This is a genomic window from Euzebyella marina (assembly GCF_003687485.1).
GTDB lineage: Bacteria > Bacteroidota > Bacteroidia > Flavobacteriales > Flavobacteriaceae > Euzebyella > Euzebyella marina.
Window position 1 is genome coordinate 3,749,128 of sequence record NZ_CP032050.1, and the last position, 11,956, is coordinate 3,761,083.

14 protein-coding genes are annotated in these 11,956 nt (G+C 38.8%); 4 read left to right on the plus strand and 10 right to left on the minus strand.

The window, feature by feature from the left end; all coding sequences use genetic code 11:
• Nucleotides 1–136: 136 nt before the first annotated feature.
• From D1013_RS16025 to D1013_RS16065, 9 genes are all read right to left on the minus strand, one after another.
• The gene (locus D1013_RS16025) at nt 137–1,012 is read right to left on the minus strand and encodes a DUF6268 family outer membrane beta-barrel protein (protein WP_121849791.1); all 876 of its coding nucleotides are present in this window, start codon (nt 1,010–1,012) and stop codon (nt 137–139) included.
• The gene (locus tag D1013_RS16030) at nt 1,002–1,937 is read right to left on the minus strand and encodes a mechanosensitive ion channel family protein (RefSeq protein WP_121849792.1); all 936 of its coding nucleotides are present in this window, start codon (nt 1,935–1,937) and stop codon (nt 1,002–1,004) included. Before D1013_RS16030 ends, D1013_RS16025 begins: the two co-directional genes overlap by 11 nt.
• 1 nt (nt 1,938) lies before the next feature.
• Nucleotides 1,939–3,282, minus strand: coding sequence for an ABC transporter permease (locus D1013_RS16035; RefSeq protein WP_121849793.1), 1,344 nt, complete (start codon nt 3,280–3,282; stop codon nt 1,939–1,941).
• Nucleotides 3,279–4,208, minus strand: coding sequence for an ABC transporter ATP-binding protein (locus D1013_RS16040; protein WP_121849794.1), 930 nt, complete (start codon nt 4,206–4,208; stop codon nt 3,279–3,281). The genes D1013_RS16035 and D1013_RS16040 overlap by 4 nt, the downstream gene beginning before the upstream one ends.
• Nucleotides 4,209–4,435: 227 nt before the next feature.
• A complete protein-coding gene (gene dnaJ, locus D1013_RS16045; RefSeq protein ID WP_121849795.1) occupies nt 4,436–5,557 on the minus strand; it encodes a molecular chaperone DnaJ in 1,122 nt (373 codons plus the stop codon).
• A gap of 8 nt (nt 5,558–5,565) precedes the next feature.
• On the minus strand, nt 5,566–6,129 hold the full coding sequence (locus D1013_RS16050; RefSeq protein WP_121849796.1) for a nucleotide exchange factor GrpE: 564 nt from the start codon (nt 6,127–6,129) through the stop codon (nt 5,566–5,568).
• Between the two features lie 179 nt (nt 6,130–6,308).
• Entirely contained in the window at nt 6,309–7,271 is a 963-nt protein-coding gene (locus tag D1013_RS16055; RefSeq protein ID WP_121849797.1) for a TIGR01777 family oxidoreductase, read from the minus strand.
• A 122-nt stretch (nt 7,272–7,393) separates the two neighbouring features.
• Nucleotides 7,394–8,059 carry a tRNA (5-methylaminomethyl-2-thiouridine)(34)-methyltransferase MnmC2 gene (gene mnmD, locus D1013_RS16060; RefSeq protein ID WP_121849798.1) on the minus strand — a complete coding sequence of 222 codons (666 nt, stop codon included), beginning with the start codon at nt 8,057–8,059 and terminating at the stop codon, nt 7,394–7,396.
• A 32-nt stretch (nt 8,060–8,091) separates the two neighbouring features.
• Complete coding sequence (locus tag D1013_RS16065) at nt 8,092–8,586, minus strand: DUF4920 domain-containing protein (protein ID WP_121849799.1); 495 nt, start codon at nt 8,584–8,586, stop codon at nt 8,092–8,094.
• Nucleotides 8,587–8,692: 106 nt separating this feature from the next.
• On the opposite strand from D1013_RS16065, the gene D1013_RS16070 reads away from it, so the two are divergent.
• Nucleotides 8,693–9,757, plus strand: a complete 1,065-nt coding sequence (locus D1013_RS16070) for a branched-chain amino acid aminotransferase (protein WP_121849800.1) — start codon at nt 8,693–8,695, stop codon at nt 9,755–9,757.
• A 75-nt stretch (nt 9,758–9,832) separates the two neighbouring features.
• On the opposite strand, the gene D1013_RS16075 is transcribed toward D1013_RS16070, so the two are convergent.
• Complete coding sequence (locus D1013_RS16075) at nt 9,833–10,219, minus strand: pyrophosphohydrolase domain-containing protein (RefSeq protein WP_121849801.1); 387 nt, start codon at nt 10,217–10,219, stop codon at nt 9,833–9,835.
• 372 nt (nt 10,220–10,591) lie between these two features.
• Here D1013_RS16075 and D1013_RS20425 point away from each other — a divergent pair, with 372 nt between their 5' ends.
• The 3 genes from D1013_RS20425 to D1013_RS16090 all read left to right on the plus strand — a co-directional run bounded on the left by D1013_RS20425 (nt 10,592) and on the right by D1013_RS16090 (nt 11,937).
• Nucleotides 10,592–10,768: a hypothetical protein gene (locus D1013_RS20425; protein WP_162987930.1), complete on the plus strand. Its 177-nt coding sequence runs from the start codon at nt 10,592–10,594 to the stop codon at nt 10,766–10,768.
• A 166-nt stretch (nt 10,769–10,934) separates the two neighbouring features.
• The gene (gene crcB, locus D1013_RS16085; RefSeq protein WP_121849803.1) at nt 10,935–11,306 is read left to right on the plus strand and encodes a fluoride efflux transporter CrcB; all 372 of its coding nucleotides are present in this window, start codon (nt 10,935–10,937) and stop codon (nt 11,304–11,306) included.
• A gap of 292 nt (nt 11,307–11,598) precedes the next feature.
• Nucleotides 11,599–11,937 (plus strand): P-II family nitrogen regulator, encoded by a 339-nt coding sequence (locus D1013_RS16090; protein WP_121850767.1) that lies wholly within the window; start codon nt 11,599–11,601, stop codon nt 11,935–11,937.
• The last annotated feature ends 19 nt before the right edge of the window (nt 11,938–11,956 follow it).

Genomic DNA, 11,956 nt, shown 5'->3' on the forward strand with positions numbered 1-11,956 from the left:
TTCTTGAGATTTCAATCTATCTATTATTGCTATCGTAAGATACAAGTACCATGCAAGACATGGAAAGTTTTAACGTCTTTTTAGATGTTTCTTTATACCACTCACGCTTTTTTAGTTTCCATTGCTTCCAGTCAGACTATATACCGATTCGAAAGCCAGTACGTAAATAAAAACTAGGGTCATCGTTCAAGGTGAAAATATCGTTTCGCTCTTCATCGCGCAAAACACCATCTTGAAAAACGGTGTGACCCACATACCCATACAAGAAGGTGCTTTTAGCCAACTTGTATTGGTAACCAAAAGTAATCAGGCCAGCAGAGGATGACACTGAAGATGCTGTCACTGTATTGGGCAAAACAATATTGCTTTGAAGATTCACGTAATAACCATCAAAAATGAACTCACCTTGAAATTGATGTTTTTCACTTAAATGGTACTTGAGTGCCGTTTTGGGAATTCCCACTACATAACTCCAGTCTGGTCTAAAACGTTTTTCATAATAAACTATAGGTAAGGGTATGCGCAGTGCCACAGTAGAATTATAGGCAATACCCAAAACAAGTTTCATGGGCTTTTCAACACTTTTCTTCTCCTTCAGAAAACCAACGGTAGCATTAACCGAAAAATCTCCATTTTCGAGAGGGTCCGTTAGCGTTGATGCTAAACGTGGTGTTAAAACCCCAATAAATCTCCATTCAGGTTTGAACTGTAATACATATGCCATATTCAGATCAAGCACGTGAAACTGCTTCAATCCTGCACTACTAAAGGGCAGTTCTCTTTGCAAATCATAGGCCAACCGATTGTACTCACTACCGATGACAATGTTGTTGGAATCACCCACCGAAATAGGGAAATTCACCAACAACTTGACTCTCGAAAGTTGCGCATCAGATTTGTTTTTGGGCATGAGCATGTATTCTGCTCTAATTACATCGGGGGTTTGGGCCAGTATCGTGAAAAGGCCACTTAAAAAGCCGATTACAGTGAGAAGACTTTTTCTATTGGTCATTACGTTTCGCCGTATCTTCTACAGCTTTATGTTGAAAAGGGGCATGTTGATATATATGAACATCGCGTTGCGGAAATGGTATCGAAATGTTATGCTCTCTAAATTTGGCATCAATTTTATATCTCATTTCGCTTTTAACGCGAGGATCGGTAAAACTGTCCGAAATAAAAAAATGTACTGAAAACATTAGAGCGGAATCTCCAAAATCATCGAACAGAACGAAAGGTTTTGGATTTTTCATAAGCCCTTTTTGTTCTTCCGCTATCTCTTCTAGAATCTTCGTTACCAAATTTACATCACTACCATAAGCGACACCCACTACCACTTTTTCACGTGTAGTTTTATGGTTTTGGGTATAGTTATAGATAATATCACTAATAAAATGATGGTTCGGTATAATAATCACTTTATCATCACGGGTAATCGCCCTTGTTGTACGAAGTTTTATCTCATAAACCTTACCGACCTTACCATCAACTTCAATAATATCCCCCACATGCAATGATTTATCGAGAATTATGAATATGCCGCCAATGATATCTTGAAAAAGTTCTTGCAAGGCGAGCCCCAGACCTACGAACAAGGCAGCAGAAGCAGTGAGCACCAAGGTAATATTAATACCGGCTGCACTCATCGTAAACAATATGACTATGACATAAACTACATATCTGATGAACTTGAAAACACTAATGAACTTGAGGCGATCATCATTTTCCATACGGCGCGTCAAGAGAGAGCGCAGCCACTTAAGTATAAATGTGGTCAAGATCAATGCAAGGGAAAGAACTATCAGCAGACCGATAGTAATTTCTATTCTTTGGTCGCCTTTGCCATAACCGATTCCAAGCTGCAAAAATTCTTTTATAGCACCCCAGATATCTTGCTCTATGACCTCAACAACCTTATTAGGTTCTTCTTGATACATGCTAATCATACTTCAGCCACTTGAAAAGTTCTTTATAGGTAGGTTTTTTTCCGTACATCAAAATACCCACCCTATAAATTTTGGCAGCTAACCAAACGATACCTATAAAAGTACCGAATAATAGCAGTATTGAAACAACTAGTTCCCAAATTGGCACACCTCCCTCGCCAATACCGCCAGGTAATCTCATAAGCATTACAATCGGAGAAGTTAAGGGAAACAAAGAAAAGCCTACGGCAATCGGACCGTGTGGATTACTAAAAACAGAAAAGAAGCCAACATAAATGGCCAACATTAATGGCAATATAATGGGAAAAATAAACTGTTGGGTATCCGTTTCATTATCAACGGCCGCACCAATAGCGGCATAAATGGAGCTGTAAATCAAATAACCCAACAAGAAATAAACCAAAAAGAAGCCAATTAACATTACCCAAGGTATACTCAATAATTCTTGAGCGTATAACCGCATCGTCTGGTCGGCCACAGGTATGGGAGGAGCCATATTGGCACCCATTTGATCCTGTATATGGGCACTTGTATTCAAAACCGCAGGATCAATATCAAAAAAAGCGAAAGCTACCAACAGTAAAAGCGATGCAGAGACCAGCCAAATGGCAAACTGTGTGATACCAGCCAATGAAGTACCAATAATTTTGCCCAACATGAGTTGAAAGGGCTTGACAGAAGAGATAATAACCTCTATAATTCTACTTGTTTTTTCCTCTATAACACTGCGCATGACGAACCCGCCATAAATGATGATAAACATCATAATCAAGTAACCGAACCCACCGCCGATAAATGCTTTGATTTCGTTGATGCCCTTGATATTTGTTTGTCCGTCAAAAGTTGCGGTATGTATATCAAAATTGGTGTCGACAGTTTCGAATTCTGAAGCGGAGACCCCTAATTCAAGAAGACGTTGCTGCCTGAGCCTCTCTTGAAAAACTCCTTCAATTTTATCGATTATTGCGGTACTGGGCGCTTCTTTGGTATATAAAAAAGACCTACTGCAGACCTTTTCCAAATTGATTTCATCAGGTATGTACAATAGCCCATAGAAACCTAGACCGGAAACGGAATCCTTGGCGTGTTCCAAAGAAATATCATCAAATTGTAAATAGGAAGTGCTTTCTGTATTTACAAATTCGTTCGAAAAGAAGTCGCTCTCATTCAAAATACCTATCACCCGATGTTCGTTGTCATTGACCTGTGTTAGGTAAGCTATCAGGACCACCATGCCTACCATTAAGATAGGGCTCAAAAAAGTCATGATTACAAATGATTTATTACGCACCTTGGCCAAGTATTCGCGTCTAATGATCAATAATAGCTTATTCATGGCTCTTTACTTTGAACTGTCTGAATGAATATTTCACTGGTGGAAGGAATGGTCTCTACGAACCTGTTCACATTGGCTTTCGACGAAAGATAAACCAACACGTTTCTCGAATCGCTATTGGGCAACTGTAATGTAAAATCGAGTTGAGATTCTGCTGCATCGTACGAAGAAGAAGAAATATCGAATTTATCGGCAAGTTCTTTAAGAATCATATCAGCCGAATCGGTCTGAAGCCCTACTTTGAAAATATTGTTCTTGTAAGCTTTCTTGATATCTGAAAGTTTACCATCCAAAACCTTTTTTGAGCGGTGAATTAAGGCTATATGCTCGCATAGTTCTTCAACCGACTCCATTCGGTGTGTAGAGAATATAATTGAAGTGCCTTGCTCCTTAAGGTTAAGAATTTCGTCTTTGATAATGTTGGCATTAATTGGGTCAAACCCACTGAAGGGTTCGTCAAAAATAAGCAGTTTGGGCTCGTGTAAAACGGTTACTATGAACTGCACCTTCTGTGCCATCCCCTTGGAGAGCTCTTGTATTTTTTTGTTCCACCACTTTCCTATATCAAGTCTTTCAAACCAATATTCAAGCCGCTTCTTAGCTTCTGCCTTGCTGAGACCCTTGAGCTGAGCCAAGTAAAGAGCCTGTTCACCGACCTTCATGCTTTTGTACAGACCTCTCTCTTCCGGCAAATAACCTATTTGGGCGATATGCTCAGAGCGTAAAGGTTCGCCATCGAACAGTACTTCACCTTTATCGGGATATGTGATTTGATTGATAATTCTTATAAGAGTAGTCTTACCCGCACCATTTGGCCCTAATAATCCGTAGATACTGTTTTTAGGTATTTCTAAAGAAACATGGTCTAAAGCCGTATGTTCGCCATATTTTTTGGTGACTTCTTTAGTGACCAAAATATTGTTCATGCACACAATTTTGTCAAAGATATAGAAAAAGAACCGTCAGGCGGCGTTCAAAAATAATCTATGTTTTTAGGGAATGGATTTCAAAAACACCAAGCCCCATAAAAACAAAACCCACCCTTAAATGCATTTAAGGATGGGAAAAAAATTGCTATGAAAAAGAAAATTTATATTGGTTTCCCAATATTAACCAAATATACGTTTTTTATTTAAAAACCAAAGTTTTTGGCTTATGAGAACATATCTTTCACTTTTTCAAAGAAAGATTTATCTGATTTCTCAGGTTTTGGGTCGAAATTTTCATTTCCTTGCATTCGTTCAAAAAACTCCCGCTGTTCTTTATTGAGCTCTTTCGGCGTCCATACGTTTACGTGAACCAGAAGATCCCCGTTGCCATATCCATTTAAGCTTGAAATACCTTTTCCTCTTAGGCGTAGAATCTTGCCTGACTGAATGCCAGGTTCCAACTTGATTCGAACTTTGCCCCCAACGGCATCTATCTCTTTTGAAGTACCGAGAACGGCTTCAGAAATACTAATATAAAGATCATAGTGAAGGTTGTCACCTTCTCTCTTTAAAGTAGCATGTTCTTCTGTTTCAATGGCCACCAACAAATCACCAGCCACACCGTTACCGGGAGCGTCGTTACCTTTTCCGGGTACTTTAAGTTGCATACCGTCTTCTACCCCGGCAGGAATCTTTATGGAAACCGTCTCTTCTTGAATTTTCAGACCTTGTGCATCGGCATCACTTGGTTTTTTATCTAAAACCTGCCCACTACCGCTACAAGAACTACAGGTAGTTGCGGTCTGCATTCTACCCAAAATGGTATTGGTAATTTTTGTTACCTGACCACGGCCGCCACAAGTGCCACAGGTTTTATAGGTAACCCCATCTGCCTGTATCTTTCGACGCACCTTTACTTTCTTCTCTACACCATTGGCCACCTCTTCTAAAGTAAGTTTTACCCTGATGCGCAAGTTGCTTCCCTTAGCTCTTCGTTGACCTCCTCCGAAGCCGCCGAAACCGCCGAAACCACCGCCTCCACCAAAGGCGCTACCGAAAATATCGCCGAATTGGCTAAAGATATCATCCATGTTCATACCTCCGCCACCGAAGCCACCGGCACCCTCGAATGCAGCATGGCCGAACTGGTCGTACCTCGCCTTCTTATCAGGGTTACTTAAAACCTCATATGCTTCGGCAGATTTTTTGAACATCTCTTCAGCCTTTGAATCACCTGGATTTTTGTCAGGGTGATATTTCAAGGCCATTTTTCGATATGCCTTTTTTATTTCTGCAGCAGTGGCACTTTTGCTCACGCCCAATACGTCATAATAATCTTCCTTCATACTATATCTTAGTTACCCACGACTACTTTGGGGTGACGAATGATTCTCTCTCCTAATTTATACCCCTTCTCGACCACGTCTATCAATTTACCCTTCAGCTTTTTATCAGGTGCAGGTATTTGGGTTATGGCATCGTGAACTTCGGCATCAAATGTATCGCCTTGGTTCGCCTCTACCTCTTCAAGACCTTTTGATTTCAGTGTTTCACGAAATTTGACCCGAATCAACTCAACGCCTTTGAACATTTCTTTGTCTTCAGACTTGGCCAATTCTTTTAAAGCCCTATCAAAATCATCAAGTACCGGTAGCATAGAAACCATAATTTCTTGACCAGCAGTCTTGAACATCTCCATACGTTCTTTAGAGGTTCTCTTCTTGAAATTTTCGAACTCGGCGAACAAACGTAAAAACTTGTCTTTTTCTTTTGCCAAGTCTTCCCTTAGCTGATCTTCAACGCTTAACTCAGCTTCAGCTGCGTTCTCTTCTTCATTAATCTCATTATCAGCTGCTTCTTGACGTTGCTCATCGTCCAATACCTCTTCAAAGTCTTCAGTGATATCTTTATCGCTCATATATGCTTGAATTATTTTTCTCCATTTCGAAGTGGCAAAAGTACTGCCATTTCTTGAAAAATGTCAAAATGTCACCAAAAAGAGGTTGAAAGACACATTATTACAGGTAGCGAAAAAAATGGGGACAAAAAAAATTCCACCGAAGGTGGAATCATAAATAATTTACAGAACAAGTATTACTAGGAAATGTATTCGTTCTTATAACTAATTTTCGAGGTCTTTCCATCTATTTCATGCCCGTAAATATCACTCAAAGCACTGCAGATGTTGCTAAAATGAAACTGAAAACCTTCTTCTTCAATTTTCTTACTACTAACCCTTTGGCTAGCAAAAAGAAGGTACGACATTTCACCCAGAACCATATTCATTACAAACCTTGGTATGTTCGGCAACAATAATGGTTTCTTGAAAACTTGGGCAATTTTATCGACTAATTTTGAATTACAAACTGGATTAGGTGCTACACCGTTAAAAACACCTTCCAACTGGTTTTCAACCACAAATAGAAATATTCTTGCCAAATCGGAAACATGGATCCACGATTGCCATTGGTTACCAGACCCAAATGCAGCACCCACATAGTTCTTTATCGGTTTTGTCATTTGCGGTAACGCCCCACCCTTTGCGGAAAGTACCAAGCCTATTCTCACCTTGGAAACCGGAAACCGGAAAAATCGGAACTTATCGGCCTCTTTTTCCCAAACCGAAGCAACTTCACCTAGAAAGCTGTCATCGACAAGCTGGTCTTCTTCTGTATAATAATTGGATAACGAATCAGGGTATATACCCACGGCGGAAGCAGTTACAAAAGCTTCGATAGTATCTGACTTAGAGTCTTTTATGCCCTTATAAAGGGTTCTTAATGAATGGACGCGACTCGACAATATTATCTTTTTGTATTTAGGGGTCCACCTATTGGAGATAGTGGCCCCAGCCAAGTTGATAATGGCATGAACACCTTCAAAACAATTCAGATCGATTTGACCAGTACTTGGATTCCAATAAAAACCTTGGTACTCCTGTTTGGAGACTATTTTATCTTTGCTTGTTGTTAAGTAATTCACAGCAATGTTTCGCTCGTGACATTGCTTAACGATTTCCCTACCCACAAGCCCTGTTGCACCTGTAATCAGTATTCTCATGTATCAAAGATAAAAGATTGCCAGATTCACTGACACACCTTTAATTTCGATTTAACACTAATGATTAAGGCTATGTTAAAAACAGGATGTAAATTCCTATTTGTTAACATTTTAGGTAGTTATCAAGGCGCTTTTTTAGCTCGCAACATTTCTCTTTTTCCAGGCGGCCCCGGTAGTCGTTCGACCTCAAAACCGACCGCTTGCATCGCTCTTCTAACACTTCCTTTGGCGGCATAGGTCACTAGAATTCCTTCACCTTTTAATGCCCGGAACATAATAGAAAATATTTCCTCCGTCCATAACTCCGGTTGCACCCTAGCCCCAAAAGCATCGAAGTAGATTAAATTAAATCTATCCGAAGCATCTATGGAAAGAAAATCGATTTGCTTTTTTGTCAGCTTAAATTTATCGGAGATACTGAGCTCCTCTTCCCACTTACCTTCATGCATTTGAAGAAAACGCTGGTTTTCGTCTGTGGCGTTTAATTGCTCGGCATGATCTAAAAGATTGACCTCCTCCATTGAAACAGGAAATTTCTCTACCCCGCAATAATCAATAATACTGTTTTGCTTTTCACCTTCGAGATAGGTAATAAATGCGTTCAGGCCGGTGCCGAAACCTATTTCAAGTATGCTTATTTCATCATTGTCAAACAACGAAAGGCCATGTTTGATAAAAACATGATAGGCCTCTTGAACAGCACCGTGTTTTGAATGATATTGTTCGTTCCATTCAGTTATTTGAATGGTTTTAGAACCATCGCCCGTAGTAATGACTTTTCTTTCCAAAAAAATATAGATTATGGTAGTGCCCTAACCTATTATTTAGACATTAGAACACCGTCGGCTTCAAAACCGAATATTTTTTTCGGCTCTTTTATTTTAGCTATTTCCGATTCTGACATACCCGCATCTTTAGCATAGTGTTTTTGGTCGTCAACACTCATCGCCTCTACAAACGCGGTACCATTGACGATTACTTCCTTTCCTACTACATCAAAAGGCATGAAAAAGCCATAATCTTTAAATCGAACCATAGTTTCGTTACCGTCCTGTAGTTGAAGTTTCATCCAGCAACCTTTAACCCTACAGACGTCGGTAACGGTAGCCTTCATCTTTACCTGTAAAGAGTCGGCAGCGTTCATTCCGTTATATTTTTCGGTCATCTTTTCAGTAGACACATAACCAGAACCATTAAAGTCTTCGCCAAATACTTTATACTGTGTGCCATCGACCGAAGATTCTTTCTGGTTTTCCTGTGCTAAGCACCCAAAAGACAACACAAAAAAGACAAGTAATATGTTAAATCTTTTCATATACCATAAAAATTAGATTACCAATACAAAACTGGTGATTTTTACATGAAGATTGAAGAATGATTGCAATTAAAATTGGTATTTTTATTCTTTAAAATTTGAAACTATGAGTACAACCATGCAAAAAATCGGCATCGAGAAGGTAAAGCATTCTAAAATTGACCAAGTGGATTTTGATAATCTATCTTTTGGCAGTGTGTTTACCGATCATATGCTGGTATGCGATTATAAGGATGGAGCATGGGAAACACCAAAGATTACGCCCTATCAACCTATAACGTTAGATCCCTCATCTAAGATATTCCATTACGGCCAATCGATTTTCGAGGGAATGAAGGCCTATAAAGATACCGAAAACAAGGTATGGCTCTTTAGACCACTGGACAACTTTAAACGTTTGAATATTTCGGCCAAACGTATGGCCATACCTGAGATACCGGAAGAATACTTCATGGAAGGCTTGAAAGCGTTGGTAGAGGTAGACAAAAACTGGATACCTCAAAAAGATGGCAGCTCTTTATACATTAGACCTTTTGTTTTTGCGTCAGGGAAAGGCTTTCATGCCTCACCGGCCAATGAATACAAATTCTTAATCTGTTTAGCACCCTCAGGTTCTTACTTTTCAGGCAAAGTAAAAGTCTTAATAGAAGAGACCTATTCAAGGTCGGCCAATGGCGGTGTTGGTTATGCAAAGGCTGGTGGAAATTACGCCGGTCAATTTTACCCTACGCAATTAGCGGCCGAAAAAGGGTACAGCCAAGTCATCTGGACAGACGATAACAATCACGAATACATCGAAGAGGCAGGTGCCATGAACATATTCGTGAGAATAAACGACACCTTGATTACGGGCCCTACCAGTGACCGTATATTAGACGGTATCACACGAAAAAGTATTCTTCAAATTGCCGAAGACGAAGGTATTGCAACAGAAGTGAGAAAGATTACGGTTACCGAAGTTGTTGAAGCAGCTAAAAACGGCAGCTTAAAAGAAATGTTCGGGGCCGGTACAGCCGCGGTCATTTCGCCCATCGCTACTTTTGGTTTTAGAGATGTCGATTACGATTTACCTGAACTTAAAGATAGCTTTGCAACAAGACTGAAAAAAAGAATAACCGATATTCAGTTCAATAGAGCTGAAGACCCTTTTGGATGGCGTCTTGAGGTTTAAGACCAATTTTCTTAAAACATAAAAAGGGCGGGCAACTTAAAAGTTGCCCGCCCTTTTTGTACTCACTATTTTCTATTATTCTTCCAAGATTTTAGAAATATCAGGTTTAAAGTAATTAGGGCCTTTCAAGACTTTACCATCTTCTCTGTAAATTGGCTTACCGTCAGCGCCCAATTTACTCATATTACTACGCTGTATCTCTTCAAAAACCTCTTCTATTTTATACTGCATACCATGTTCCAAAATAGTTCCACATAAGATATACAGCATATCGCCCAACGCATCGGCCACCTCGACCAAATCATCATTAGAAGCGGCTTCGAGGTATTCTTTGTTTTCTTCGTCCATCAAATTAAATCGAAGCTTGTTTTTGGCCGCTCCTAAATCGGCTTTCATAGTTTCAGAAACGCCAAGGCCAAATGACTTGTGAAATAATTCGACGGCACTGATTTTATTTTTCATCTATATAATATTTAAAGAAGGTTAGCTATTGAACAGACTAAGGCTTAATTTTGCGCCAAAATAAAGAATATGTTCAGCACGGGACAAATTATCTTTGCTTCACTTTTTGCCATAGCTTTCGCAATCGTGGTAATTTTATCCTATAAAAAGGATAAAAAACTACATTCAAAGAACTACAAAGGTGTAAAATGGATTGCTTTAGGCTTTGCAGTTTTCGTAGGACTTTTATTCTTTATTAAGTTTTTCCTAAAAAATTAACAAATATTTTCTGTAGCACGCAAAAACACTTCTTACAGAAACCTAAAATCAATTTAATTACGTAAAGTATAACAAAAGGCGCATTTTTGCGTTTTATGAAAAAGGGGCAAACAAATGATGACATTTTTTACAATTTTATTGATCTTGATTGGGGCCAATGCCATATTTATGGTATTCAGTCTTAGTGGTGTTTCAGTTGGAGGTAAAAAAGAAACACAAGAAGAAGAAAAGGAGAACACCAACATCTATCCACTACGTTCTAGTTCAGAGAAGTTAAAAAAAGCTGTTTAACCTCCTTAAAACAGTTACGCTTACTGCGTTCTTATCATATTTAGATAGGATGGGCTTAACTGGTTCGGTTCTGTCTATACCCTACTATTTTCCGTATTTCATTCTTCGGGCAAAAATTATTTAAAAATTAAATGCTGCTGAACGCTTCATTGTGTATTTTGCATAAATGAAGCAACTATTACTTGTCTTTTTGGGAGGAGGAACCGGAAGCCTACTTAGGTATTTAATCTCAAAATCGTTTAACGGTTACTTTCAACACTTCTTTTTAGGCACTTTTATAGTCAATATTATTGGATGCCTACTTATTGGTCTTATTCTAGGCTATTCTTCTAAAGGCAATTTGATTGGTGAAAATCAACTTCTATTGCTCGCTACAGGTTTTTGTGGTGGCTTTACCACTTTCTCGACCTTTGCTTTTGAAAAACACTCTTTACTATCTTCGGGCGAACTACTCCATTTTGTAATCTACACAGGCTCAAGCATTCTTTTGGGCCTAGCTGCCGTGGCCATCGGCCTATGGATTTCAAAATTGTTATAAACATAACAATAACCTAACATTTGCGATTTTTTTAACGGAAAATCAAAAAAACCATTCAATCTCTCCATAATTTTCAAGGTTAGACTTGTTTCAACCCCTCATTTTCAATTTTCGTTCATTTTTTTTCAATTTCCACCAATCAAAAACTCATAATTATAATACTCAAATTATGCACCCCCAAAAAATATGGGGGTATAATTACAATAAACATAAAAATAGACTATATGACCCCCATTTTTTTAGGGTGTTAATTTTTTTAACATATATTTGGTTTGAATTCAATAATCAAATTATGAAACAAATCGAGGCAGTTATCAGAAAATCCAAGTTTGATGAAGTCAAAAAAGCGCTTCATGAAATCGAGGTCAATTTCTTTACATACTGGGATGTAACAGGAGTTGGAAATGAAAAACAAGGGCATGTCTACAGAGGTATATCCTACAGTACAAGTGACATACAGCGCAGGTACTTGTCCATAGTAGTATCCGATGAATTTTTAGAAAGGACGGTAAACAAACTTCTAGAGGTTGCCTATACAGGTAATGTAGGAGATGGTAAGATTTTCGTTTCAGAAGTAATCGAAGCTTACCGAATCAGAACAAAAGAGTCTGGTCAGGCCGGAATCAACTAATTACCAACCAATAAAACTT

Bases quoted from the DNA above. Each gene is read 5' to 3' on its own strand.
- D1013_RS16075 (WP_121849801.1), bottom strand. From the start codon at position 10,219: ATGAAAAATAAAATCAGTGCCGTCGAATTATTTCACAAGTCATTTGGC.
- D1013_RS16030 (WP_121849792.1), bottom strand. From the start codon at position 1,937: ATGTATCAAGAAGAACCTAATAAGGTTGTTGAGGTCATAGAGCAAGAT.
- D1013_RS16040 (WP_121849794.1), bottom strand. From the start codon at position 4,208: ATGAACAATATTTTGGTCACTAAAGAAGTCACCAAAAAATATGGCGAA.
- D1013_RS16065 (WP_121849799.1), bottom strand. From the start codon at position 8,586: ATGAAAAGATTTAACATATTACTTGTCTTTTTTGTGTTGTCTTTTGGG.
- D1013_RS16025 (WP_121849791.1), bottom strand. From the start codon at position 1,012: ATGACCAATAGAAAAAGTCTTCTCACTGTAATCGGCTTTTTAAGTGGC.
- D1013_RS16035 (WP_121849793.1), bottom strand. From the start codon at position 3,282: ATGAATAAGCTATTATTGATCATTAGACGCGAATACTTGGCCAAGGTG.
- D1013_RS16070 (WP_121849800.1), top strand. From the start codon at position 8,693: ATGAGTACAACCATGCAAAAAATCGGCATCGAGAAGGTAAAGCATTCT.
- crcB (WP_121849803.1), top strand. From the start codon at position 10,935: ATGAAGCAACTATTACTTGTCTTTTTGGGAGGAGGAACCGGAAGCCTA.
- D1013_RS16050 (WP_121849796.1), bottom strand. From the start codon at position 6,129: ATGAGCGATAAAGATATCACTGAAGACTTTGAAGAGGTATTGGACGAT.
- dnaJ (WP_121849795.1), bottom strand. From the start codon at position 5,557: ATGAAGGAAGATTATTATGACGTATTGGGCGTGAGCAAAAGTGCCACT.
- D1013_RS16090 (WP_121850767.1), top strand. From the start codon at position 11,599: ATGAAACAAATCGAGGCAGTTATCAGAAAATCCAAGTTTGATGAAGTC.
- D1013_RS20425 (WP_162987930.1), top strand. From the start codon at position 10,592: ATGATGACATTTTTTACAATTTTATTGATCTTGATTGGGGCCAATGCC.
- D1013_RS16055 (WP_121849797.1), bottom strand. From the start codon at position 7,271: ATGAGAATACTGATTACAGGTGCAACAGGGCTTGTGGGTAGGGAAATC.